This is a genomic window from Thiomicrorhabdus sediminis (assembly GCF_005885815.1).
In the GTDB taxonomy this organism is placed as follows: Bacteria; Pseudomonadota; Gammaproteobacteria; order Thiomicrospirales; family Thiomicrospiraceae; genus Thiomicrorhabdus; species Thiomicrorhabdus sediminis.
The window spans coordinates 1,475,763-1,502,468 of sequence record NZ_CP040602.1; the positions used below are offsets into that span (position 1 = coordinate 1,475,763).

The following is a 26,706-nucleotide window of genomic DNA, read 5'->3' on the forward strand; positions in this document are numbered from 1 at the left end:
GTTTTATTCACATGAAAACTCTAGCCTTTTATGCCAATAAATATCCCTTATAAATATGCTCAAGCAAACAGGTCTTCATAGACCATGACTTCAGGCTTATCGCCCTTTAAGCAAAATACTATTGAGCAACCATGATGCAAAACCGGTGTTTTTTTACAATAGAATCGACTGATAATAGAAAACACTTTTATAAATTTTTTATTATCTATTTCATAGATTTATTGAATTTTACCCGTGTCCTAAAAAACGATATTCTGAGCGTCCTTTTCTCGAAAAAGGAGTGCCCTCTTATGACTATCCTGAGTTTTATAAACATCAAGTTTTTTCGTCTTAACTTGGTCGGTTTAACCAGTCTACCCAATGGTAAATTCGTGCTTAGCATGATGCTGACTATCCTCTCATCTACAAGCCATGCAGCCGAATATCAAACCATTGAAAAAAACAAGATGTTGAATGCGTTTGATCAATTTGTGGTGTCGGAAACGGCGGCTAAAAATTGCCTGCTTCCGTCACAAGAAGAATTTTCCAAATTTGACGCCAACTTTGATGTTGTCAGCAATTTTGCCTTTTTGGAAATGAGTCAACAGTTCCCCTATATCCAGCAACAAAAAATTTCTGAGACACTCGCGCTCAAAGCCCGTGCCTTAAGCTTACGTACCGAACACAAAATTAAAGCCCGCGGCTGCCAAGACCCGGCAATCCAAGCTATCTTACAACGTTATCAGATGCAGGCCCGATGGGAACCGGCAATCGGTTTCTAGCTTATCTCCCGCTCTCCTCCTAGAGCTCTCTATCACTTACCAATCAGTTTTGGTGAGTGATAGTTTTTTAAGCCTACTCCCATAAAAAATAAAGGGGTTTACGTTAGGCTTTATGCTAGAATTTTATGATATTTATAGGTAAATTTAGCAAAAGCAGGGAAGCTGATGATTGAAATAGGTTATAGCACTTACAAAGTAGCGTTATTTTCGCTCATGATCCTATTTATTTTCTCGATTCTATTAATTACCAAGCAATTACGCACCTCCACTTTTCCTGTGGAAATTCCTTCATTAAACACCTTCCGTATCTACCACCTAGTTGGTTTGCTGGCTTGGACCGGTACTTTTTTTAATGAAATGGACATCTATCGTGTCGGTATCGACTGGACTGGAACCGGGTATATCCTCACGACATTACTATTGCTTCTGGTTGCTATCGACGACGTCCAATCAAAATGGATTCAGCGCCTGATCATTGCTGCACACATTGCCTTTACCGCTTTTATTTTTACCAATGATGACTTATTTCTCGCCGTTGAAACACTAAGCTGGTTCGGCCTCATCGTTTACACGGTGATCATGTTTTACTTTATCAAAAAGGCCGTCAAGTTCCGCAATAAAGGCTATTTGATGTGCGCTTTTGGTCCGTTTTTAATAGCCATGATGACACCTTTTCAATTACACGCGCTCTACATCCAACATGATGTTTACCTCTCATACCAATTGGGCGTCATTCTTCTGCCGGTTGCTTTCATATTGGTAGGGTTAGGTTTTGTGACCACTATCCTGATTAATGAACACCAACTTCTGCAGTCCATGGCGTTTAAAGATCCGCTGACCGATATGCTGAACCGAAGAGGCTTGAACCACTCGTTGGTTTACATTTCAGAGATAAATAAACGCAAAAACACACCTATTAGCATCATTCTTATTGATATCGATGAGTTCAAAAAAATTAACGATAATCATGGCCACTCAGGGGGGGATGCCGCCTTGCAACAGGTCGCGGCAATGCTCTTGGAAACAGCCCGTAACAGCGATCTTTTCTGCCGTTTAGGCGGAGATGAATTTATCTTGATCATGCCGGAAACCGATAGCGAATCAGCCAAAATGGTGGCCGAGCGAATGCAAGACAAAGTCGCTCAGACAGCTATTGAAGTTTTCAATAAAGAATTTAATGTCACCCTGAGCATGGGCATTACAACCAAGTATGGCGAAATCGAACTGGATCAATTGATCCATCAAGCCGATATCGCCCTTTATCAATCCAAGCGCACAGGACGAAACCGTATTTCAGTATCCGAACATGCGAACAACTAGGTGCTATACTAATAGCCTTAGCAACGCCTATTAGCAAACTTTAAACAGAACATGCCCTTATGTATTTAAATGATTTTCACCGCATTGAAAACAACAATGTTTTCATTACACCACAACAAGCCAGCCGTTTTGCCAAAGAAATCTCCGATGACTTCAACCCTTTGCACAACGCGGACAACAAACGTTTTTGTGTACCTGGCGATTTATTATTCGCCTTGGTTCTGGCTAAAAACGGTTTATCGCAAAAAATGACATTTCAGTACACCGGCATGGTGGGTAAAGAAGCCGCGCTGCGTTTTCCTGATACCGATGAGTCACAATTCACTATTACTGACACCAACGACAAAAACTACCTCAATGTTGAACGTGGCGGCGAAAACATTAAAGAGCTGAATATCATCGAAGCTTTTTCAAAGGCTTATGTTGCGTTTTCCGGTCTCAGTTTTCCACATATCCTGGTACCATTAATGCAGCAGCATAATGCCATGATCAACCCGGAAAGGCCGATGGTGATCTATGAGAGCATGGCTTTTGATTTACAGCAACTAGACATGACTAAACCTGAACTCAAGCTTAACGACAGCCAGCTTGAGGTCAACGGTAAACGTGGCCAAGTAACAATGAAGTTTGATATTCTTGATCAAGGCCAGCTTATTGGAACCGGACTAAAAACCATGGTTTTGGGCGGCCTAAGGGAGTATGACCAAGATGCCATTGATAATCTGATCGCGGTCTATGAAAGCGCCAAGTCAGACTATAAAGCGGCTTAGCTGGCTAGATAGAAGCTAAATTCGCCTCAGCTAATCACGTACTGGCTGAGGCGGAAAAACCCAAACTATTGCAATGCGTTACATCCCCTCCAGCACTTCAATCGGCTCTCATTTCGTTTCATCATCCATAATTCAGATTGATATTTAAGTGCCATTTACATACAATTCCCTTTTTTCAGGTGCATGGCTAGCCATCTAGCCAAGTTAAACGGGAAGACAGGTGCGATTCATTCAATTCCTGCGCTGCCCCCGCAACGGTAATAGAGAAAACCGACAAGAACACCATTGGAGCCTCGCTCTGAGAAGGTTGTTGGAAACCGCTCTTAAGCCCGGATACCGGCCTGAAAACAGTGCTTGGATTTTTCAAAATTAATTCAGCACTTTACCCGATTGCGGTGGGCAATACGGAGATAAAGTTGTTTTCAGAAATACCCTTATCTTTGCAGAGTCTGCAGACCCTGCCCGTTTGCCTTCGTTCATTACGTTTTATGAATTGAAGGAATAACATGAACTTTACTTTAAAACTGAGCCATCTCAGTCTTGGCATATCCTTAGCATCCATTGCCTTTACAACACAGGCTGCTATGCAAACAACATCAACCTTATCTGATATTTTTATTACCTCAAAAGATAAGCGCACCACTCTACATAGCTATGCGACCCGTATTTATACAGCCAACGATATTCGCGAAAGTGGCGCCCAGAACCTGAGTGAATTTCTATCGCAAAACACACAGATTCAAGTACAACCGGCTTATGGTAATCCTTTTAGCTCGTCTTTGGATTTAGCGGGCTACGGCATAGAAAGTGGCCATGAAAACATTCAGATCATTGTCGACGGCCATAGTTTGAACAATATCGATGGTGCCGCGGTGCAATTGAATAACATTGATTTAAACTCAATTCAATCGATTGCCATACTAAGAGGAGCCGGTTCGGTATTGAGCGGTAATAACAGCAGCGCCGGCGCGATTATCATTAAGACAACAAATCCATTAGAGACAAAGCAAAACATCAATCTAGAGGCTTATCAATCCGCCTACAATGAATCCAATAAGACCCTGAATATCTATGAAAAAGGTCAGCTAGATAACCTTAAACTGGCCACACATATCCATGCCAACCAATACCAGAATGACGGCTCCATTATCGTTAAGGCTGATGGCCGCAAAAACCAATCCGAGAGTCGCACCCTTTCTTTAGGGCTGAATGGCGAATATAAAACCAGTCAATTTAACCTAAAGGTTGAAAACAGCGCTTCAGACCTGATTTATGTCGGTTCCACAACTTTGGCGGACTTCCAACAAGATCCCGCCACGGCACAAACCAACGGCACCCATCAAGATTTTGAGCGTCAAAGCTATCAGGCAAAATGGCAACAACAACTAAACAAAAACCATACATTCGCTTACAGTTTGCTACAAACCAGACAAACCTCTCGTTATATCGATTATGGCTCTCGTAACGACTATCTGAGCAATAAACATAAACTCGAACTGAGCAGTCATTGGCAAGACCTTGCCGTACAAGCCGGCTTCAATAGCACCCAAGCCTACCGGGACAGCCAAGGCTGGAGTAGCAATAGAACTCACCGTGATGATCAGGGACACTTTGCACTTGTCAATTACCAGTTCAATAATCAACTGACGGTGAACGCCGGTGTTCGTCAACAGTCTTTCGACTACCACTACCAAAGCAGTACCGCCGATAACCAACGTAGTGACCGCTTAAATGCAAGCAATATTGGTGTTAATTATCAAGTCGATAATCATTCCAACTGGTACGCCAATTACAATGAGGGGTTCTTGGCACCCAACATCGACCGATTCTTCTTATTCAACGGCAGTTTCAACGGTTTTATTGAGCCTATGACGAACCAGAATCTGACCATCGGTTACAATCAAACAACGCAAAGTTTTGATTTTGAAATCGAAGCGTTTAACAACCGGTTGAAAAATGAGATTTACTATAACCCGGCTACTTTTCAAAACACCAACTTGGATAACAGCCATAAACACGGCTTAAACCTGAATGCTAAGCTGTATTTGAATAAGCTCAACCTAGGTGCCGGTTACAGTTATGTCAAAGCGACAATCGAGTCTGGAAGTTATGCCGGAAAAATCTTACCTGGCGTTGCTGAAAATACGCTAAGCCTATTCGCTCAATATGATATGGACAATAGCCAACTGTTTTCTGCTTTACCAACACAGAGCTTGCGCCTGGAACATAAACAAACCAGTGCCCTTTATGCGATATCTGACTTTGACAACAGTTTAAGGCGTCATCCAGGCTATCAAAGTACCGATATCAGCTATAAACTGGCAAATAAAAACCTAAGCATCACCTTAGGTGTGAATAATCTGTTTGCGCACAAAAATGGTCTTTATGTTGCCAGCGCCGGTAATATCAAGGTCTACCCGACTTTATATGAGCGCCGTTACTTTGCCCAGCTTAATTTCGCGCTTTAATAAGCAAGATAAATAGGTAAAAAAAACAAGTCCATAATAGGTGTTAGAAATGACAAACAAACCCCCTTCAAAACAGGATCAGTATCACCAAAAACGCATGCAACGTAAAAAGGCGCAAATTGATGCGTCCATAGCCAAGGCGGATATTGAAAAAGGTGTCATGTTGGTGGTCACCGGTAATGGCAAAGGCAAATCGACCTCCGCTTTTGGTATGGTGGCACGTGCCTTGGGGCATGGTCTTCGCGTCGGTGTTTGTCAATTTATCAAAAGCCGAACCGACACCGGTGAGGAGGCTTTTTTTCGCCAACAGGAAAATGTTGAATGGCATGTTCTTGGTGACGGTTTTACCTGGGACACCCAGGACCGTCAAGGCGATATCGATAGCGCGAAACGTGGCTGGCAAGTAGCAGAAACAATGTTGCAAGACAGCCGTTTTGATCTGGTGGTTCTCGATGAACTCACCTATCTGTTAAGTCTCGATTATCTTGATAAAGAACCGGTTCTGTCGGCACTAGCCAAGCGTCCTGCACAACAGCATGTTGTGGTCACTGGTCGCTCCGCCATTGTCGAACTCAAAGACATGGCCGATACCGTATCCGATATTCGTGATGAAAAACACGCCTATACCAGTGGTATTAAGGCACAACAAGGTGTCGATTGGTGATTCAGATCGCACCGTTTTTAAATCGTTATGCTAAAGCCGTTTTGCTGCTGTGTGGGCTAACCGGCTTTAGTGCTAATGGGCTGGCAAATAGCGATAGCAACCGTGATATTCAACGTATTGTCAGTCTCTCCCCACATTTAACCGAACTGGTTTATTCTGCCGGTGGCGGTGCAAAACTGGTTGGCGCTATCGAATATTCCGACTACCCAGCGCAAGCCAAAAGCTTACCGAGAGTAGGCAATTATCAATCCATCAATATCGAGCGCATTATCGCCTTAAAACCGGATCTTATTCTAAGCTGGAAAAACGGCAATCGAGCGCGAGATATAGAAAAACTGCAATCTTTAGGTTTTAACGTTTGGCAAACCCAGACCAATAATCTAGAAGATATCGGTCATTTGATTGCCGCTATCGGTAAACGCTTAGGCACAAAAAAAATCGCTGAAAATAAAAACCGGCAACTGCAAAAGACTCTACAGGACCTAAGCCAACAATATGCTCAGCGAGAGAAAATTTCGACCTTCTATCAACTATGGCAACGCCCGCTGATGACCGTTAACGGTTCGCACTTTATTAGCTTGGCGTTAAATATTTGCGGTGCCGAAAATATTTTTGCCGAACTGCCTTTAATTGCACCGGAAGTCAGCATTGAAAGTGTTATTAACGCCAATCCAAAACTGATTTTATTAGGCGGACAAAAACAGTTTCAGCAAAGCTGGATGCAAGACTGGCAAACCTATGATTTGATTAGCGCGGTGAAGAATCAACAAATTTACCGACTCGATAATAACCTACTGCAAAGACCGACCGAACGTTTTATTAAAGCCCTTCCAGAACTATGTCGAACAATTGATCAAGCACGCCTAAAGATGGATGAATGACAATGGATTATGGATTTGAACTAAACAGATAGTAGATCAGATAACCGCCATACATGACAATCATTACCAGACTCAATAAGGTAATCGGCCTTAAGCCTTTCTGCTCGACTTGAATACCTTGTTTGGCTAATTGGCGTTGACGCCATTTATGTTTGATTAACCAGTAGAAAAAAACCACTACCGCCAATAATGTCAGGTATTTAAGCATAATAAAAAGTTGGGATCATTTAAAATTTTCAGCGCTCAATTTCTGGCGCACCTTAATCAAGTCCGATTCGGTATCGACACCGATTCCGGCATCCATTAACGCATCCAAAACAAGAATTTTCTCGCCATGCCATAAAACTCTTAGCTGCTCGAGTTTCTCCACCTGCTCCAGATCGCAAGCCGGCCAAGCAACATACTGCTTAACAAACCCTGCTGTGTAGGCATAAAGCCCGATATGGCGCTTATAATGCCAATTGCTCGGCATCTGCCTGTCTGTTAAGGCAAACTCGTCGCGCGCCCACGGCAACGCCGCTCGGCTGAAATTAATCGCATAGTTGTGCGCATCACGCGTGACTTTTACCGCATGCGCATCAAACACCGTATCGATATCCTCAATCGGCTCGCAAAGTGTTGCCATGTGCGCCACCACACCTCGATCATTGAGCTGATTGGCCAAACCTTGTGCAACCTGATGAATCAATTCCGGAGGCAACATCGGTTCATCGCCCTGGACATTGACGATCACTTCATTGTCATCAAGCTGCAAGAGATCAATGACTTCCGCGATACGCTCCGTACCGGATTGATGATGATCAGAAGTTAGACAGACCTCAGCACCAAACGCCAAACAAGCTTGCTCAACCTGCTTAGATTCCGTGGTAATGATAATGCGCTCAGCACCGGACTTTTTGGCTTGCAGCCAAGTCCATTGAATCATTGGATAACCATGGATATCCATCAGCGGCTTGCCCGGTAAACGGCTCGATTGGAAACGCGCAGGAATAATAACGGTGAAGGACACGCTTAACTCACTTTAAAAATCAACAACAAGAACAGATAAAACAGTACGCCTAGGCTTTTTGCTTGCGGTATTTTTCCACTTCGTCGCTACTTAATTGACGCGCTTCATCTTCCAATAAAATAGGAATACCATCTCGCACGGGAAATGCCAGATTCGCGGCTGTAGAAATCAGTTCCTGATTCGCTTTATCGAAAATCAATTTGGTTTTACTTACCGGACAAACCAGAATATCTAATAGCTTTGGATCCATTTCAGCCTCTTTTAACGTCTACAAAATTAAGACGTATTTCAATATCGTGCTTAATTAAATCAAGCATTCACTTGATTAAGAATTTGATTAAACAGCTCATCGGAACAGTGCGGTGCAATTTGCAAATACCACCAATGGCTCTCGTCTTGAGCAAACGTTTGACATTTTACCGCATCTTTTTCCGTCATAAGCAAAGGTTTTACAGTTAACGCCGACAGATCTTGTTTCAAGGACTTGCTGCCTGAACCTAACAGTTGATCAAAATCTTGCTTCTGATAGGCATAATGATCGGCAAAGGCCTTGGCTTCAACCGTCAATCCTAAACGCTCTAAGCTATTGAAAAACCTTTGTGGATTGCCTATACCGGCAATAGCGATAACCTCGGGATATTGCGCGACAAACTCTTTGATGGAAAGCCTTTTTTGCGGATTGCCGACCTGACGAAAACCGATCGGCTGTAATTGCATGGCATAGGCGTTTTTCTGCTCAACGTCTAATTCAGGAATAGCCTGGTTTTCATCAAGACCGTTCCAAACGGTAAAATCGACTTTGGCGATACGCTGCATCGGTTCGCGTAAAGGGCCTGCCGGTAAACACCACCCATTACCAAAACCACGCTCGGCATCAATCAAGACAATCTCAATATCACGCGCTAGGCCATAGTGCTGTAAACCATCGTCACTGATAACCACATCACAATCATATCGCTCATTCAGTAATGCCAATGCTTCAGCACGCCGTGGAGATACCGCAACCGGACAACCGGTCTGCTTCGCCAACATATAAGGCTCATCGCCGACCTCCATCACAGAGGTCTGAGCACAAACCAATTTAGGCCAGTGAGCATTATTAGCGCCATAACCGCGACTGAGAATGCCGACAGAGATTCCCTGCCGTTTGAAACGCTCAACCAACCAGAGAATAAACGGCGTTTTTCCACTGCCGCCAACGACCACATTACCGACCACAATAACGGTCTGCTTTGCTTTTTTGCTTTGAGGGCTCTTCGCCACCTCAAATTGTTTCAGTCGACGGCTTGCTTCCCAACAGACAAGCTGACTCAAAGGCCATAACAACCGGCTTTGCCAATTACGTTTTTTCCAAAAGGCGGGCCAACTCACTGATAAAAGATTCCTTGCTGTGTTGCATTACAGCGATGATGATACCATTTCATAAGCTTTTTGCGGGCTTGGTAACCTAATTTAATTTGTTCGTCAAAGACAAAACTCAAGGCGCCGGAACAAGCGGTATTCCACCACTTGACCTGCCTCTCATGCGGAGGTTCTTTATCACCGAGCTTAGCCGAACTGTTCGAGCCAGTTTGATTGTGAGCAATATCATATTGATCTGTCTGAGTTTGTCGTCTTTTCTCGCTATAGTCTTGAATACGTTTTAAAGTCTCCTTAGCCGGAAACTGGTAACGGTTTTTGTAACCCGATGAAAATACGATATGCTCAGGTTTGACCGCATCCAACCAATCCGCTGAAGTCGAGTATTTGCTGCCGTGATGACCCGCTACCAATAGATCTGCATTCAATTTTTCAACGTCAGTATCAAAGTGCTGCATAATCCGCCGCTCCACTTTGACACTCGCATCTCCCATCAGTAGTGCTGAGCTTTGTGAATTCGAGACCTTGAGCACACAAGAGCTGTCATTATCTGACAGACTGGTTTTCAACATCGCTCTAGTCGGTGAAATGAATTCGAACCTTACGCCATCAAGTAGCCAGCTTTGACCGGCAACACAAGCTTGCCAAACAGGCGTGTGCCCGTTATTCATTATGGATACGGGCATTTTTTCGACCTGCCCGCTGACCAATTGCTTGACCGGAATGGCGTTAACAAGAGAGGGTATCCCACCGGCGTGATCGTTATCGCTATGGCTGATAATCAATTTATCTATTTGCGGCCACTGCTTAAATTTCAGATAAGGCAAAATCGCAATATTTGCGGCATCTGTTGTCCCCCACCTGGCACCACTATCATAAACAACAAGATGACGTTGGGTTGCCACTACCACCGACAACCCTTGACCGACATCGATTATGGTCATCTCGAAATGCGCCGCTTCAGCTTCACCGCTAAAAGCATCCATTGGCTTTGCAAAAGGCGCCTCCATTCCAGCCTTGATCGTTTGATTTTGGCTGACCAGAGGCCAAATTAAAATCAGCAACATCACAACCGGTAACAGCAATAAACTGTTTCTTTGTAAGGGTCTGGCCAATATTTTCAGTCTGGATTGCGCTGCGTTAACAAAAGTATTCTGCTCTTCGGTTGTTGCTGAGATGTCTTCCCGCCCACTATCCAAAACAACCACGTCGGTTTGAGCTTGAGTTTCTGCCATTATCAACAAACCGAAAAACAACGCCATTGCCATCAATAACCACCCGATTGACACCTGAGGGTACTGCAAAACCAGATGATGTGTTAATGACCACTGTTGCAGTTGTTGCAGATACAGCCATATCCCCTGCCAAATAAAATCGCTTATTTGCCATAAATAGGATGACATAAATTCATTGACCGCTGACATCAATGTCGTGCCAAGCAATAAAGGTAGTCCCAGTAAACTGACGACAGGCACCACAAGCAAATTTGCCAACCAACTTAATAAGGGTAATTGGCCAAAATAAAACACCACAAGCGGAGCCAATCCCCAGGTTAAAAACCACTGCACCGCAATAAGCTTTTTAAAATATCCCGCCTGTTTAAATACTTGTAAACTGATAAAAATAATCGCCACTGCGACAAACGATAGCCAAAAGCCAACCGTTAATAGCGACATCGGGTGCCAGATGACGATCATTAACGCCGCTAAGGCCAAAGCACGCCAAGGGTTAAAATGACGTCTAAAGAAAACGAATATCAATAAAGCCATTACCATTAACCAGGCTCGCTGGGTCGGTATTGACGCGCCGGAAACCAACAGATATAAAGAAGCTAACAGTAAAGCGCCGCTTGCAGCCAAAACAGGGCGGTTCAGGCTTTCAAAACGATACAGATATACCCACCATAGGCCTCTGAATAGTAGATAACCTAGCATTGCCATAATGCCCATATGCAGGCCGGATATGGCCATTAAATGGGTGGTGCCGGTTTGCCTGAATACTTGCCACTGTTCATCGCTGATCAGACTTTTATTGCCCACCAACAATGCTTGATAAATTGCCGCCAAAGAAGGATTTTCGGCAGACTTAGAAATTAGCTCGGAGATACGGTATCGCCAACTATCCGCTGCAAAAATCGATTGGGAACCGAGTTTTTTGGCGCTCGCCAGTGCCAGCCCATTTTTATTGTATTGCACGCCACTGATATAACCTTTGGCGCTAATGCCCTGCTGCAGGAGCCAAGCCTCATAATCAAGCGCACCTAAATTCATGGCGCCATGATTCTGTTTTAATTTAGCGACAAACTGCCAGGATTCGCCTAATTTGGGTAATGATTGTAATACGGATAACTGCTTGTCACTTAAATACCAATTCAGTTGCAGCTTGGGCTGGATAAACTGGTAATTCAGCCGCGCGTTCTGATTGACCGGTTTATCGCTGATGGCTTTTATAGCATCGGTTTTCACGGTGAATTGAAGTTTATGGCGTGATCCGCTCTTCTGATGCTTGACAGGTTCGACCAACTTACCCGAAACCAGCACTGCGCGGTCATAATAGTTATCTGGAATCAAGTTAATGAAAAAAGCCTGCGAAAAAACCATTATCAAGCCTATAATAAAGGCTGATACCGAATTTAGCCCCCAACAGAGCCACTGGCGGTTTTGCTCTAAAATTCGGGCTGACAAGGGCTTGGAATTTGACATACGCCAAGCAAACACTAAAATTCCAAGCAGCACACAGAAAACGGCCAGTTGAAACTGTTCAGCGGGTAATTCCGACCATTGGAATCCCCAGATAACAGTGAACAGCAAAATAATGACGAACTGAATAAACATGCCGAAAAAACTCATTAAACGTTATCTTCCCCACCCGGATAAAATCAAAAAAGCCAAAGGCTTAGGTGTTCTGGGTGAATGGCTGCATAACCCCAATATCTGGCATTTAAATCGTCACAGCGTATCCAAGGCTTTTATTATTGGTCTGTTCTGGATGTCTATTCCGATTCCTTCGCAAATGATCACCGCCGCAATCAGTGCAGTACTGTTTCGTGCCAACTTGCCGTTAAGTGTCGCTCTGGTCTGGATCAGTAACCCGATTACCATGGGGCCTATTTTCTATTTCAATTATTTGGTCGGCACCTGGATTCTGGGTACAGAGGCCGAAGAAGAGTTAGGGTTTGAACTCAGTTGGAACTGGATTATCCACACCCTCGGTGATTTATGGCTACCGCTCTATTTAGGCAGCGCGGTAGTAGGAATTGCGCTAGGGATTTTGGCCTATTTATTGATTCAATTGGCCTGGCGTATGCATGTTATACAGAACTGGAATAACCGCAAACAAAACAAGTCATAACAAAACTCGCAGCGATTGCTAGATTGACGTGAAACGGCGCTGCAATCGGTGTTAATCGTCATTACGATTTTTCGTTCATAGCCTCCAAAGCCTGCAATACCTTGGCGTTGACGCTGCCTTTGGTAAACTTACCCTTTTTCGTCAAACTCCCCGCTTTCAAACCGGTAAACAACGCCACCGCATCATCGATATGTTTCACCGTATAGATATGGAAACGGCCGCTTTCCACCGCCTCGCGCACTTCGGCATTCAACATTAAGTGGCCGGCATTAGCCTGCGGAATCACCACGCCCTGAGTTCCTGTTAACCCCCGGGCATAACAGATTTTATAGAACCCTTCGATTTTCTCGTTAACACCGCCAATCGGCTGAACCTCACCAAACTGGTTTATCGAACCGGTGATCGCCAGATCCTGCCGCATCGGCAACTGTGCAATCGATGACAACAACGCCAATAGCTCGGCGGAAGACGCAGAATCACCCTCGACTCCATTGTAGGACTGCTCCATCACAATCGAGCCACTGAAACCCAAAGCACGCTTTTTCATATAACGACCACGTATATAACCCGATAAGATCAGCATTCCTTTGGAATGGATCGGCCCGGCCATCTCCACTTCACGCTCGATATCGACCACCCCTTCATCACCGGCTGAAGCCTGTGCGGTAATGCGCACCGGTTGGCCGAAAGTCTGACGGCCAACCGTCAATACCGTCAAGCCGTTAACCATACCGACATGCTCGCCTTGAGTCAGAATCAGTACCTGCTGTTCAGTAATTGCGCGGTGATAATATTCCTCCACCAAACCGGTATGAAAATCACGTTGCTGGATAGTCGCTTCAATGGTGTTACGGTTGACTGTCTGTTCACCGCGAGCTCGTGCATAGGCATTGGCCTCAGCCAAAACATCTCGCAAAATCGCTTTATTGCTATAGATACGACTTTCATCCTCAGCCATTCGTGAGGCATACTCAATCAAACGCTCATAGGCCGAAATATCCACCGGTAAGTCATCCCATTCTTCGATTTCGGATGCCAACTGTTTGGCCAAGGTCAACTCATGTTCCGGAGTACGGGTCAGCTCAACTTCAAATTCAACCTGAACCTTAAATAATCGGCTGAATTGCGCATCAATATCCTGCAGCGCATAAAAATGTGCGGCTTGACCAATCAATACCAAGGTCAGATTCAACGGGAAATCCGGCAAGTGATAAGGCGCAACATTGCTGCTTGAAGGCACTTCAAAAGTCAGCTGCTTGCTCATTAAGGCCGCCTTCAGGTTAGACCAGATTTCAGGATCTTTAAGAACCGATTGCACACTCAACATCAAATAACCGCCATTGGCTTTTTGCAACAGCCCGGCCTGATGGCTCATCGCCAAACTGACCGTATCAGTAGCATTGGCGGCAGCCGAATTAATGGTGTAACCGAACAATTTCGGCATAGATGCGTTTTGCTCATAAATAATCGGGGCATGTTTGACATCACGATTATCAACCAGCAGATTCACCTCATAGATAGACAGACCTTGCTGTTCTGACAGTAGCTCATCCAAACTGGAAATATTGTTGGCGGTCACCTCATCGCTGCTTTGATCCCAGAACAAATGCAGTTTGGAGACAATGCTTTTTTGCAATGCATCCAGGTAAGCAATCACTTCCGGCGTTTTACCAAATTCCATTTTCAAGGTCTTGATATGCGGATCGAGATGCTCATTGGCGACCTCTGTATTGAGACGCTTACCGGCATCCAAATATTCGTGCTGTAAAAACGGGAAGTGTGTCAGCCCTTTATTCAAAGCCTCTTCAATCTGATCAAACGCCTTAATAAAATGCTTTTGGGTATTTTCATCAAAGGTTTTCAATTCGGCGGCACGATAGGTCTTATCATCAATAATCGCACTCAGGACAAAGTTGTTTTCGGTCTGCGAAATCGACACACTAAGCTGTTCGGAAAGCTCAAATGCCGGCATCAACACCGCCTCTTGCTTGGCAGCGAGTTCGTTTTCCAGCTGCTGACTGCGCAACTGATAAGCGTGTCCATCAAACAGAACCGGCAACTGGCTTTTCAACGAGGTGATAAACGCCTCTACCGCATTCTTGAAGGCAATCCCCAAACCTGCCTCGAAATAGAGATACTGTGTCTTATTGGCTTCACTGAAATCCGAAACCAAGACCACGTCTTTCGGCACAGGTTTCAATTTAGCCGATTCACGCAACATTGCCTTGGTCATACCGATACGACCAATCCCCGGTTCGCCCATAATAAAAATATGGTTGTGATTGCGCTTCATATGCAAACCGAAACTCAGCGACTGATAAGCACGCTGATGGAAATGCTGCATGAAATCAAGCACTTCGGCATCCTTACCTTTGCTTTTATCGACTTTAAACGCTTTTTTACTTAATTTGCTGTATCGGTATAACTGCGAGACTTCAAGTTTTTGCATAAAACTCAATCAACCTTTCTGACAGGGGCTCTTCGAAATGCGAGGCAATTTTTTGAGCATTTTGACTTGTTATTTTTCATTCACTATAACAAAAAAGCCCGCATCAGTAGCGGGCTTTTTTCGTTATAACGGCACAGAAAAACCGCACCGCATATTTTTTATAACTAAATCAATTAGTCACGCGGTGGGTTGGCATGGATACGGTGAATAGCGAGGTCGGCACCTTGATACTGTTCGTCCTCGTCCATACGTAAAGTCGCAACCTTGTGAACGAATAGGTAAACAATGTAACCACCAACAAATGCCACCAGAATACCTAAACCGGTACCGATCAACTGAGACATCATCGAAACGCCACCTAGACCGCCTAATGCCGTCGAACCGAAGATACCTACCGCAATCGCACCCCACATGCCGCAAAGCCCGTGCAGTGGCCATACACCTAACACATCATCGATTTTCAGTGTTTTCTGTGTCCAAGTGAATGTCTTAACAAACAAGGCACCGGCAACCAGACCGATAACCAAAGCCCCTAGCGGACTGACCACATCGGAACCGGCGCAAATCGCTACCAAACCGGCCAAAGGACCGTTATGAACGAAACCTGGATCCTTGTCGCCGACAAATGTCGCCGCCAAAATACCACCGACCATCGCCATCAGCGAGTTCATCGCTACCAGACCTTGAATACCTTCAATCGCCTGTGCCGACATCACATTGAAACCGAACCAGCCAACAGAAAGAATCCACGCTCCCAGCGCCAAAAATGGAATGCTTGATGGCGGATGCTGTTCTTTAATACGACCTTCTTTATCATAGCGGTTGTGACGTGCGCCTAAAACGATAATCGCCGCCAGCGCAATCCAACCACCGACAGAATGGACCACAATAGAACCGGCAAAATCATGGAAACCGGCACCAAACTGTTCTTCAAGCCATGCCTGAATGCCGAAGTTGCCATTCCATGTAATCCCTTCAAAGAACGGATAAACAAAAGCCACAATCAAGAAAGTCGACAACAGCACCGGATAAAAACGCGCACGCTCGGCAATACCACCGGAAACGATAGCCGGAATCGCTGCTGCAAATGTCATTAAGAAAAAGAATTTAACCAGCTCATAACCGGATTTTTCGGTCATCGCTTGAGTTAATTGACCATCGATATTGAAACCAAGGAATACGCCATAAGCCATTCCGTAACCGATAAAGAAGTAAGCTACGGTAGAAACCCCCAGATCACTCATAATCTTAACCAAGGCGTTAACCTGGTTTTTGTGTTGCACCGTACCGACTTCCAAAAAAGCAAAACCGGCATGCATAAATAAAACGAGTATTGCACCCAATAAAATAAACAATACATCCAAACTGGTCGTTAGCTGTTCCATGTTTCTCCTCGCAGCATCGAATAAGGATTATTTAAGAGCTCAAAATCAACTGACAAAGACATCCATTCTTTTTGTTTTTTGTTTAGAATGGCGTTAATCATTTAGACTTGAATTTAAATTCCGTAAGTATCTTTACTAGGTTTTTAAAATAAAAACCATTTCCCGACAAAAATTTCGGTGAATTGTATCAAAATTCCAATGAATTTAGCGAAAACAACAATAAAAACGCCATTAGTCCCTATAGAATTTTTATTGCCTGAAAACCCGGCAGAAAGCATAGCTTGTCAAATATTTATCAAACGCGAAGACCTCAATCACAGCGAAATTTCCGGTAATAAATGGCACAAGCTAAAACATAACCTAATCCGCGCCAAACAATTAAATTGCAACCAACTTCTGACCTTTGGCGGCGCCTTTTCCAATCACATCGCCGCGACCGCTGCGGCAGGCAAAGAAATGGCGATGCCAAGCATTGGCATTATTCGCGGTGACGAACTTGCCAATGCTCCCCAAAAGTGGAGTCCAACCCTGCTCGCCGCACATAAAAACGGCATGCGATTTGAGTTCGTCAGCCGTCAAACCTATCGTAGGCGTGAGCAACCAGATTACCAACAGAGCTTATTGGCAAAATACCCGAACAGCTACCTGATTCCCGAGGGTGGCAGTAATGAATTGGCGCTATTGGGGTTTAAAGAGCTAATGACAGACATTAATCAACAGTGCCCGGATTGGACTCACCTCTACTGCGCGGTCGGCACAGGGGCAACGCTGGCTGGGATAATCCGTTATGCCAATGCCGGTTTAGATAAACCGAGAGCGCGCCAAATTTTTGGTATCGCCGTACTAAAACAGGCAACTTACCTGCTTGCACCAATCCATCATTGGCTGAGCTGTTCTCTACCGAATATGGATAAGACTAGCGAACAAAACGATGAGCTTGTTCACTGGCAACTGTTAACCCAATATCACGGTGGCGGCTATGGCAAACAGAGTGACGTCGACGCCCAGCAACAGCTCGCCTTTGAAAAACAACACAACATCCCGCTTGATCCAGTCTATACCGCAAAAGTGATCAAGGCCGTACAGCAAGAATTCGCACAAAACCGCATCCCGCCAAAATCAAAAGTCATTATCCTGCATAGCGGCGGTTTACAAGGCCGCAACCCTGACATTAACCTTAAGCTCTAGCAAGACTATGAAAATTTTACCGTTTTCTAATTTAACCTCTTTTATCTAACCGGGCTTTTACGTATGATGACAGGGTTAAAAATTTTATCTGTCGCTAAAAACTGGACTGAAATGAAACAGCTTTCATCCCATCTATTGGCGAACAATTACAAACGACCTGGTCACTCCACAAATAAAAAAATCAATGGCCGGGCGAATAATCAGTAGAGTAATCAGAGAACCGCCCTATGTTAAACATTACGATTCTAGGCAGTGGCTTTGCTGCCTTGACCGCAATCAAGCGCATCCGAAAATTGACGCCGTCCGCAAATATCACCGTTATCGCCCCTAAAGAAGAATTCCTTTATTACCCTAGCTTGATCTGGATTCCTTCAGGCCTGAGAAAAGGTGATGACCTGCGTATCAATTTGCACAATTTCTATAATCGTCAGCGAGTGCAATATGTGGAAGCCAGTGTCGAAAACGTGGTCGAGAATGGTCGTAAGGTAATCACTTCAGCCGGCGATTTCAAAAACGATGGTTTGATTATCGCTACTGGCGGTCGCTTTATCAAAAAACTGCCGGGCATCGAGCATGCCATTACCCCATGTGAAGGTATAGATGCAGCCAATCAGATAAAACAGCGCCTCGAACAGATGGATGGCGGGACCATTGCAATCGGCTTTGGCGGCAACCCCAAAGAGCCAGCGGCGATGCGCGGCGGGCCTATGTTTGAATTCCTTTTCGGCATCGACAATATGCTCAGACAACAAGGACGCCGTGAAAAGTTCAAACTGGTGTTCTTTAACCCGGCTCCCGAACCGGGCAAACGTCTCGGGCCGAATGTTCCGGCTAAAATCACCGAGATGATGCATAAACAAGGCATCGAAACCAAGCTCGGTCATAAAATGGTCGGCTTTGAAGAAAACCTGGTGAAAACCGAAGGCGAAGAGTTTCATGCCGATTTGATTCTGTTTATGCCGGGCATGACCGGCCCCGCGTGGTTGGCCAATAGTGACTTGCCGCAATCCGAAGGCGGTATGATCAAAGCCAATATGTATACTCAGGTAGAAGGTCATCAGAATACCTTTGTTGTCGGTGATGCCGGCAGCTTCCCGGGCCCTGACTGGCAAGCCAAACAAGCTCACGCAGCCGATCTGCAAGCCAAGGTGGCGGCACACAATCTTGTACAGACATTAAACGGTCAAGATAATCTGCAAAGTTTCAAACATGAACTGGTTTGTATTGTCGATACCCTAAGCCACGGCATCCTCATCAAACGCAGTGAAAAAGGCTGCATGATGTTACCGCCCTGCCGTTTAATGCATTGGGCAAAACGCGCCTTTGAATGGTTCTACCTGCGCCAATACCGCTAATCATAAATAGCCCGCTGGAGAAACAGCGGGCTATTTAGCACAGCTTCACAATTTCAGCGCATTTATCTTTCTTGCTTATTCTTTATTGTTACACTGGACTCTGATTTTTCAGAGGGTAATAATATCCCTAAGTCTCCGTTAAAACGTTAAAGGTTAGTCAGCAATGCTTGTTAAAAGATCTATCAACCACTCAACCTTAAACAGCAACCGCTATTTTTTTGCGGCTCTACTTAGCCTGCTGCTGACATTTGCACCGAGTTCAGTCTATGCCGAAAAAGCCAATCCATCAGCTCAAATCTCGGCCGACCAACGTTTACATAGCGATTTAGTGCTGAGCGCACTACAACTGGATTTTTATAATGCTCGCTGTCGAGGACTGAGCATTGCCCGTAACTTCAACCGCGTTAATCGTCTGTTTGTCACCAAATACAGTCTGACCGCAAACAACTACATTAAAGATTTTATCGCCGAAGATGTGCGTGAAGAAAAAATGCGCCAGGAGATTCTCTTTAAACGAAATCTCAGTAAAATGGGCGGCTGCGATAAAGCCAAGGATGCCGGTTGGATAAAAGAGATTCATGACCACTTTAAAGCGCTTTACCGTAAAGCCGAAACCTCCAGCTGGTTTCCCGAGACTTTATAAACAAACCGACAATATCCGCACAAACCATAAAACACAAACCCATGAACGATAGAGCCAATCTAATTACCCGAGAAGGACGTGTTGCCCTAGAAAAGGAGCTTGACTACCTTTGGCGCATAGAGCGTAGAGAAACCACTCAAGCGGTAACCGAGGCGGCCGCTCATGGTGACCGTTCCGAAAACGCCGAATACAAAGAAGGCAAACGTAAATTGCGCGAGATAGACAGACGCTTACGTTTCCTGCGTAAACGCTTGGAAGTGGTCAAGGTGGTTGAATATTCGCCCCAACAGGACGGCAAGGTCTTTTTTGGCGCTTGGGTGGAACTGGAAAACGATGCTGGCGATATCCGACAATACCGAATTGTCGGGGCCGATGAATTCAATCCTGACAACAACTATATCAGCATCAACTCGCCTATGGCTCGGGCTTTAATCGGTAAACAGGTCGATGATGAGGTGATCGTTAATACACCCAGTGGCCGATCAACCTGGTATATCAATCAGATCCGGTATCAGACCGGGTTCGACCAATAGCGTCATATAATGCCCAGACGGCAATGGCTATAACCCGGTCACTTCTCGGGTATTTATCACTGATATACTGACATACTCTTAGCTTCTGGCCTGTTTCCTCACTCGAGCACACTGATGGTATCAAGCAACTCAATCAAATTCGCTTTGATTTCCTTCAGCTCGACTAATTGCTGCTTCATGAGCTTTTCATCGGTTTTATTTTCAATCACCTCATCTGCCAATTCGTGCAACTGATGATGGAGGATTTCAACACGGTCATAGGCCTCGTGTTCGAATATTTTCTGCGATTCTTTTGCTCTAAGCCATTTACCGAATTTACAGTTTTCCGGAGACAACTCCATGCGGTTCAATGGCGTATCATGCAGCAAATGTTTTTCTATATTCAGAACCCATGAGCTGATTGAAAGTTTGGCTTTCAGAACCTGTTTTTGCCATGAGTCCAGTTCTTTCAAGGAAGCCCAACGTGGATGCACTTGCCATGATTGCAACCATTCCAGCGTCGTACTTTCATCCATCGGCCGACTGATGGCATAGCCTTGAATCACCTCAACACCAAGCATCAATAACAACTCGATATGCTCGCTGGTCTCTGCACCCTCGGCAATGACTTCCATATCGAACGCTTCGGCCATGGATGTAATGGCTTCAATGATGCTTACGCTACTGGGGTCGACAAAAACGCCTTTGATAAACTCCTGATCGATTTTAACTTGATCAACTGGAAGATTTTTCAGGTAATTGAGAGAGGCATGACCCGTTCCAAAGTCATCGATAGCGAACTTGATTCCCATGCGCCGTACATCAAAAATCGCATTGATCGCTTGTTTCATATCCCCGAGCGACGAACTTTCCAAAAGTTCCAAGGTCAACTCGGAATAATGCAATCGCGGAAACTTGCTGAATTTAGCCTGTAGCTTGTCAACCAACCCTTCTTGCAGAAGATAGTCGCTATCAATATTGATGCTGATGGCACATTGCCCATACTGTCGTTTGATTTTGTCCAGAAAAGCCAACGCCTGATCGAGCACGAACTCGGTCAATTCAATGGTTTGTCCTTGCCTTTCTATCTCATCCAGAAAACGAATTGGGGTCAAGAATCCTTTACTCGGATGGTTCCAACGTATCAGCGCCTCAAAGGCATGGGCAAACTGGGTTTTAAAATTCACTTTAGGCTGGAAATAGACTTCCAGTTCTGCACGCTCAATCGCCTCCAGTACATCAAACTCACTGTTTAAGCTATCCCAAGTGTGATGATAAATTCTGTTTTTTCCGAGCTCTTTTGCCTGATACATGGCCAAATCGGCCAAGCGGATCAATTGTTCGGAACCGACATCACGAAATTGGTCTTCGGGCTGAAGTTCGGCAACACCGATACTGCTGGAAACCTGTAATTTATGACCCTCAAAATAAACCGGTTCCAGGCTTGAGCTAAGTAAACGCCGCTCGATCTTATCCAGACCAGAGGATGGATTACGGTTAACCACCACCAACACGAACTCATCCCCACCTATTCGTGCGACCGTATCGCCTTCACGGACAATTTTTTGAAACCTGTCACCAATCACCTTGAGCAAGTAATCTCCGGCAGGATGACCGTATTCATCATTGATTGCCTTGAAGCCATCCAAATCAACAAAATAGACCGATACGGAAACGTTTTCACGATGTGAATTGGCAATCGCTTGGGAAATACGGTCTGACAATAAAAAGCGATTCGGCAGACCGGTCAAGGCATCATAGTGGGCCATTTTTTCCAGCTTTCGTTGCGATTCCTTCTCAAAGGTAATATCCGCCATTAATGCTATAAAATATTCGATCTCGTTATTTTCATTGCGGATGATGGTTATTTTCAGCCTTTCAGGGTAGACCTCTCCGTTTTTGCGTCGATTCCACAACTCCCCTTCCCAAGAATCCCTTAACAGCAGGTGGTTCCAAAGTTTTTTATAAAACTGACCATCTTGATGGCCTGAACTCAAAATACTCGGATTCTTGCCAATGACTTCTTCTTGCGCATAACCGGTGATCTTTTCAAAACGCCGATTGACCTGAATGATTTCGTTTTGATTATTGCAAATGATAATCCCCTCGTTAGCGGCATTAAATACCGAAGCCGCTTGTCGTATCTTCTGCTCGGAGAGAACTCTTTTAGTGATATCGACAACCAACCCCTCGACAAAAATCAGCCGGTTGCCTTCATAAACGCCACTTTGATGGATGAAGATGGTCTTTTTCTTTCCGCTTGGCGTAAAAAACGACAACATAATATGGTCTTGGGTCACATCTTGATCCATTAATCTCTTGACCGATTCTTGACCCTTTATTATCGATTCCGGTTCCCAATTGACTGCTTCACACCAATATTGCCCCTGTACCGCAAATACCGGCTGTTCGAAGAGGGATGTAAAACCGGCCGAAACATAATTTAAAACCCCTGCCTCACCATTGTGGGAAAACACCATGTAGCCTTCACCCAAATGGTCAAGTAAGCGTTCGAACTTCTGTCTTTCAGATTGGATGGCACAACGGTCCCTATGCTCTTTGATCAAACGCCAGGTTTCATTACAAATCAACTGAATGACATCAACGTCCTTTTCCGTGTAATCCGTCGGTTTATTGCCGACTCCGGCCAGCATCACCACCTTACCTTGTTCGAGCACAGGCAATGAAACCATTCTTTGTAAAAAGGCGTGCCCCTCAGGCATGCCTTTTTTAGGTGGATAAGAAGCATAATCATTAATCACCAGGGATTTTTTCAGCCTCGCCGCTTCCGCCCATACACCGGCTTTGTCGACCGGATAATGTGTTTGATAATCGGACACATTACAATAATTCTGTGTGGTGTTGCTCGACCAAGCGACCAGTTCGATGATCTGTGCTTCCTCATCCAGGAAATGAATGAAACTGATTTCGGAATTGGTCAGCTTTTCAATTTCTTCCATAACATATTGCATGAAATCACGCTCATTCATGGACTCGAATTGGTTGGGCATCTTCAGTAGCAGCTCATCGATCAGATGCTGTTTATCAAGCACCTGTTTTTGCTCGAAAATCTGTCGACGCTGCTGCTCTGTTAAAACCAATGAGATAAGAATCGATAAAAATACCGTTATCAACACGGCGATGGAGAAACCGTAAGCCTCCCACATGGTCTGCAAATTAACCGGATTCTGATCATAAGGCGCCAACCGCAATTCCCGCAGAAGGTTTTCAAAACCGAGATAGTCCTGAGGCGCGATAAAACCGGAGATTCCGGCTTGGATCGCCGCAGGGTGATCATGCCTTAGATTAAATAGAGCGACAGCGATATCCCGAACCAAATCGTCGGGCAGCCCGGGTAAGACAATAATTGGCCACTCAGGATACAAGTTAGTAGACAGTAGATGCGGAAAGCGCTCTTCTTTACGCTGGTTAAGCACTCGAATTTGTCCAAGTTGCAGCTGATTGTTGTCCAGCCAAGACTCCAAAATTCCCGTTCGCACAAACCCCGCATCAACTTCGCCCTGTAAAACGGCTTCTACTACGGCATCTTGTTGATGCCGAACATCGAATACAATGTCATCAACATCAACCTCCTGCTGTTTTAGTTCATACAGCGGAATGCGGTAGCCACCGGCATGATTGTATGAAGCGATAGCCACCTTTTTTCCTTGCAAATCATAGAGATTCGCTATCTTGGCATCGTTTCGGGTAAAAATGACGCCGCCGAGAGATGACATGGTCTGATTCTTGTATGAGCGCTGTACAGTCGCCGTAATCCCGTTCAATTGGGTTTCATTGCGAATCAATTCATAAAGATTAGGATTAACAAAGATAATATCAATCTGTTTGTTTTTTACGCCATCAAGCATGGACTTTGCATCCAAAACTCTCAAAGAGACATCAACGCCATCGAGTTTTTCTGACAGATAGTCTGCAAGTTTTTCATATTGCTCAACCACCTTATCCTCATCTCGATATTGGAACACGGCAAACACGATACTGTCTTTAGCATAGGTTATCGATGTCAGAAATAGCAGATACAGGAAGAATACTGTCTTATAGAATATTTGAAAAAATTTCATAAAATGAGATGACATAAGCGGTTAAGCCAACGCTTTCCACCGCTTGCCAATTACTACCTTTTTTATTTGATTATCAATGTATGAACATTCGTTGCCAGATTGATGTTTCATAGACTGAAACTATTCAAGCGCACCGTATTCTTGTAACGCAAAATAAATTTCCTCTGCCAAAACGGCATACCCCTTTTCATTGAAATGCACATAATCGGACTTCATTGAAGCGCGCATTAATAAAGAACCGATCACATCATCCAGCAACGGAACCCGATATTGTTCAGCCAGTTCCTCATATAAAGGCAAGGTGCCGCCAAACAGTTTTTTCTCGGGCATCCCCACCAATAACACACTGGCCCCACTGTCTTGGATCAACCCTATCATGGCGGCCAAATTCGCTTTGGTTTTTTCCAATGGGATTTTGCGCAACACATCATTGCCACCTTCTAGCAAAATCACCAAATCAGGTTGATGCAACTCAAGCACCTTGGGCATTCTTTCCAGTCCTTGTGCGCTGGTTTCACCGCTAACGCCTTCATTAATCACTTGCAGTCCGGTCAATTCACCCAATACACTCGGGTAATCCTCGCCTTTCTTGACTCCGTAACCTTCTGTCAGGCTATCACCAAAGGCGACAACCTTAGCCTTCTGATGCAAGGCTGGTAATTGCGTTTGAGAACAAGCTCCCAGCAATAAGGCAAAAAACAGGACAAAACCTAAAACAGTTTTTGAGAAGAGCTGAAAAAGAATCTGCACAATACCCCCTAATCTTATAGTGAATTATATAGATACCACACTAAAACTCAGTATTTAATGACCATTACTCCCCCAAATTTATTCTATAAACCAGGCTTAATTTTTTCTATTATCGGCTGCCTGGAAAGCAGCGCTATAATCAATAACTATAGGAGCCTATTCAGGCAAAGGAGGTTATTATGAACCTATTAAAAACTTCTCTACTGGCCGCTACTATGGTCTTGAGTCAACCGGTACTATCTGCGCCTCCTGGCGATATGCCCCGTCATGGCCCGCAAGATAAATATGAACAATACCAAGACAATGATGATTTCCGCCACTACAAACAAGAAAGAATGCAGCATTATCGCAATGACCGCATGGTTCATGAATGTATTGAACGTGCGCGAAACAAACGCGATATCGGTTTATGTGTCAAAGATCATCAAGACGAACGCAAAGCCTACCGCGAGCGATATAAAGACCAATATAAAAATAGAGAGTCTTACCGCGATGATCATGATGAATATCGCAAGCAACGTCACGAGGAAATGCAAAACCTGAGCCCTGAAGAACGTGAAGCCAAACGCCAGGAATATAGAGAAAAATACCGCGAAGAATATAAAGACAAGTATCGCGATAAATACCGTCATGACGACGATGACCGTCCCTACCGCAGAGACGGCAATGGCCCGCATCGTATGATGCGCGATGACGATTAAACGAAACAATAAAAAAGCCCGACTCAATCGGGCTTTTTTATTGCCTTTATCACTACAAATGTATTACATGGCTAAATTGAATAACTCACTTACCTTGCTAACTTGCCTTACTCACTTACATAGCCAAATAATCGCCATCTCTACCATGTGGGGCATAAAAGTCTAACTCAGGACCGGCCGGAACAATGCCTGTCGGATTGATAAAGCGGTGACTGGCATAATAATGTGTCTTGATATGTGCCATATTGACCGTCTCGGCAATTCCTGCGACTTGATACAGCTCTTTGGTATAACCCCACAGATTAGGATAATCGAGCAACCGCTTCTTGTTGGTTTTGAAATGGCCGTAATAGACCGCATCGAAACGCACTAAAGTGGTAAACAAGCGCCAATCGGCTTCGGTGATCACATCGCCGACTAAATAACGCTGCGATGCCAAGAGCTGCTCCAGTTCATCCATGGCCGCGAACAGTTCATTATAGGCTTGTAGATATATCTCTTGGCTGGAGGCAAAGCCCGTTTTATAAACACCATTATTGATCTTGTCATAAACCATCTCGTTGATTTCATCGATCTGCGCCGCCAAATGTGGCGGGTATAAATCGATATCATGCTTGGCAAAAGCGTCAAAAGCGTTATTTAACATACGAATGATTTCAGAGGATTCATTATTGACGATGGTTTGTTGTTTTTTGTCCCATAAAACCGGCACGGTCACCAAACCGGAGAATTCAGGATCCGCTTTTAGATAGGTATCCCTAAGTTTTTCCAAACCATAGAGGGTATCACCGGTAGCACCGGCAAAATCTTCAGCAAACGTCCAACTTTCTTCCGGCATAACCGGGTGTACCACCGATACGGAAATAATATCTTCCAGCCCTTTGAGTTTTAGGTAAATCAGCGCACGATGCGCCCAAGGACAGGCATAGGAGACATACAAATGGTAGCGGTTCGCCTCAGCCGGAAAATCGCTTTCGCCCGAAGCGGTTATCCAGTTTCGAAAAGTTGATTCGGTGCGTTTGAACTCACCCTGCTCAATTTTTAATCCTAAAGCCATA

Annotated in this window: 22 protein-coding genes and 1 riboswitch; of the genes, 12 read left to right on the forward strand and 10 right to left on the reverse strand. The window is 44.7% G+C overall.

What is annotated here, in order from left to right:
• Nucleotides 1-290: 290 nt before the first annotated feature.
• The 6 genes from FE785_RS06710 (at nt 291) to FE785_RS06735 (ending at nt 6,864) form a co-directional block, all read left to right on the forward strand.
• Entirely contained in the window at nt 291-761 is a 471-nt protein-coding gene (locus FE785_RS06710) for a hypothetical protein (RefSeq protein WP_138565016.1), read from the forward strand.
• A 165-nt stretch (nt 762-926) separates the two neighbouring features.
• Complete coding sequence (locus tag FE785_RS06715; RefSeq protein ID WP_138565017.1) at nt 927-2,081, forward strand: GGDEF domain-containing protein; 1,155 nt, start codon at nt 927-929, stop codon at nt 2,079-2,081.
• A 59-nt stretch (nt 2,082-2,140) separates the two neighbouring features.
• On the forward strand, nt 2,141-2,851 hold the full coding sequence (locus tag FE785_RS06720; protein ID WP_138565018.1) for a DUF3581 family protein: 711 nt from the start codon (nt 2,141-2,143) through the stop codon (nt 2,849-2,851).
• A gap of 160 nt (nt 2,852-3,011) precedes the next feature.
• Nucleotides 3,012-3,210, forward strand: a riboswitch (cobalamin riboswitch).
• Between the two features lie 225 nt (nt 3,211-3,435).
• On the forward strand, nt 3,436-5,319 hold the full coding sequence (locus tag FE785_RS06725; RefSeq protein WP_168188924.1) for a TonB-dependent receptor plug domain-containing protein: 1,884 nt from the start codon (nt 3,436-3,438) through the stop codon (nt 5,317-5,319).
• Between the two features lie 49 nt (nt 5,320-5,368).
• On the forward strand, nt 5,369-5,983 hold the full coding sequence (gene cobO / locus FE785_RS06730; RefSeq protein WP_138565020.1) for a cob(I)yrinic acid a,c-diamide adenosyltransferase: 615 nt from the start codon (nt 5,369-5,371) through the stop codon (nt 5,981-5,983).
• Nucleotides 5,980-6,864, forward strand: coding sequence for a cobalamin-binding protein (locus tag FE785_RS06735; protein ID WP_168188925.1), 885 nt, complete (start codon nt 5,980-5,982; stop codon nt 6,862-6,864). The genes cobO and FE785_RS06735 overlap by 4 nt, the downstream gene beginning before the upstream one ends.
• 7 nt (nt 6,865-6,871) lie before the next feature.
• On the opposite strand, the gene FE785_RS06740 is transcribed toward FE785_RS06735, so the two are convergent.
• The 5 genes from FE785_RS06740 to FE785_RS06760 are packed head-to-tail and all read right to left on the reverse strand — an operon-like array spanning nt 6,872 to nt 12,081.
• Nucleotides 6,872-7,072 carry a hypothetical protein gene (locus tag FE785_RS06740; RefSeq protein ID WP_138565022.1) on the reverse strand — a complete coding sequence of 67 codons (201 nt, stop codon included), beginning with the start codon at nt 7,070-7,072 and terminating at the stop codon, nt 6,872-6,874.
• A gap of 15 nt (nt 7,073-7,087) precedes the next feature.
• Nucleotides 7,088-7,873, reverse strand: coding sequence for a 3-deoxy-manno-octulosonate cytidylyltransferase (gene kdsB / locus FE785_RS06745; protein WP_138565023.1), 786 nt, complete (start codon nt 7,871-7,873; stop codon nt 7,088-7,090).
• Between the two features lie 49 nt (nt 7,874-7,922).
• Nucleotides 7,923-8,123, reverse strand: a complete 201-nt coding sequence (locus FE785_RS06750; protein ID WP_138565024.1) for a Trm112 family protein — start codon at nt 8,121-8,123, stop codon at nt 7,923-7,925.
• Nucleotides 8,124-8,182: 59 nt separating this feature from the next.
• Nucleotides 8,183-9,244, reverse strand: coding sequence for a tetraacyldisaccharide 4'-kinase (lpxK, locus tag FE785_RS06755; RefSeq protein ID WP_138565025.1), 1,062 nt, complete (start codon nt 9,242-9,244; stop codon nt 8,183-8,185).
• Nucleotides 9,241-12,081, reverse strand: a complete 2,841-nt coding sequence (locus FE785_RS06760) for a DNA internalization-related competence protein ComEC/Rec2 (RefSeq protein ID WP_138565026.1) — start codon at nt 12,079-12,081, stop codon at nt 9,241-9,243. The genes lpxK and FE785_RS06760 overlap by 4 nt, the downstream gene beginning before the upstream one ends.
• On the opposite strand from FE785_RS06760, the gene FE785_RS06765 reads away from it, so the two are divergent.
• On the forward strand, nt 12,065-12,583 hold the full coding sequence (locus FE785_RS06765) for a DUF2062 domain-containing protein (protein WP_138565027.1): 519 nt from the start codon (nt 12,065-12,067) through the stop codon (nt 12,581-12,583). The genes FE785_RS06760 and FE785_RS06765 overlap by 17 nt on opposite strands.
• Nucleotides 12,584-12,644: 61 nt before the next feature.
• On the opposite strand, the gene FE785_RS06770 is transcribed toward FE785_RS06765, so the two are convergent.
• Both FE785_RS06770 and FE785_RS06775 read right to left on the reverse strand, forming a co-directional pair.
• Complete coding sequence (locus tag FE785_RS06770) at nt 12,645-15,032, reverse strand: Lon protease family protein (RefSeq protein WP_138565028.1); 2,388 nt, start codon at nt 15,030-15,032, stop codon at nt 12,645-12,647.
• A gap of 173 nt (nt 15,033-15,205) precedes the next feature.
• The gene (locus FE785_RS06775; RefSeq protein WP_138565029.1) at nt 15,206-16,417 is read right to left on the reverse strand and encodes an ammonium transporter; all 1,212 of its coding nucleotides are present in this window, start codon (nt 16,415-16,417) and stop codon (nt 15,206-15,208) included.
• A gap of 198 nt (nt 16,418-16,615) precedes the next feature.
• On the opposite strand from FE785_RS06775, the gene FE785_RS06780 reads away from it, so the two are divergent.
• The 4 genes from FE785_RS06780 (at nt 16,616) to greB (ending at nt 20,136) form a co-directional block, all read left to right on the forward strand.
• Complete coding sequence (locus tag FE785_RS06780; RefSeq protein ID WP_138565030.1) at nt 16,616-17,605, forward strand: 1-aminocyclopropane-1-carboxylate deaminase/D-cysteine desulfhydrase; 990 nt, start codon at nt 16,616-16,618, stop codon at nt 17,603-17,605.
• A gap of 227 nt (nt 17,606-17,832) precedes the next feature.
• Nucleotides 17,833-18,960 carry an NAD(P)/FAD-dependent oxidoreductase gene (locus FE785_RS06785; protein ID WP_138565031.1) on the forward strand — a complete coding sequence of 376 codons (1,128 nt, stop codon included), beginning with the start codon at nt 17,833-17,835 and terminating at the stop codon, nt 18,958-18,960.
• Between the two features lie 163 nt (nt 18,961-19,123).
• Complete coding sequence (locus tag FE785_RS06790; protein WP_138565032.1) at nt 19,124-19,603, forward strand: hypothetical protein; 480 nt, start codon at nt 19,124-19,126, stop codon at nt 19,601-19,603.
• Between the two features lie 41 nt (nt 19,604-19,644).
• The gene (gene greB, locus FE785_RS06795) at nt 19,645-20,136 is read left to right on the forward strand and encodes a transcription elongation factor GreB (protein ID WP_138565033.1); all 492 of its coding nucleotides are present in this window, start codon (nt 19,645-19,647) and stop codon (nt 20,134-20,136) included.
• 98 nt (nt 20,137-20,234) lie between these two features.
• Here greB and FE785_RS06800 read toward each other — a convergent pair whose 3' ends face one another.
• Nucleotides 20,235-24,197 carry an EAL domain-containing protein gene (locus tag FE785_RS06800; RefSeq protein WP_168188927.1) on the reverse strand — a complete coding sequence of 1,321 codons (3,963 nt, stop codon included), beginning with the start codon at nt 24,195-24,197 and terminating at the stop codon, nt 20,235-20,237.
• A gap of 120 nt (nt 24,198-24,317) precedes the next feature.
• On the reverse strand, nt 24,318-24,947 hold the full coding sequence (locus FE785_RS06805) for an arylesterase (RefSeq protein ID WP_202978288.1): 630 nt from the start codon (nt 24,945-24,947) through the stop codon (nt 24,318-24,320).
• A gap of 179 nt (nt 24,948-25,126) precedes the next feature.
• Here FE785_RS06805 and FE785_RS06810 point away from each other — a divergent pair, with 179 nt between their 5' ends.
• Nucleotides 25,127-25,648, forward strand: a complete 522-nt coding sequence (locus FE785_RS06810) for a hypothetical protein (protein ID WP_138565035.1) — start codon at nt 25,127-25,129, stop codon at nt 25,646-25,648.
• A gap of 115 nt (nt 25,649-25,763) precedes the next feature.
• Here the strand turns inward: FE785_RS06810 and FE785_RS06815 are convergent, their stop codons facing one another.
• A complete protein-coding gene (locus FE785_RS06815; protein ID WP_138565036.1) occupies nt 25,764-26,705 on the reverse strand; it encodes a glutathione S-transferase family protein in 942 nt (313 codons plus the stop codon).
• Between the last annotated feature and the right edge of the window lies 1 nt (nt 26,706).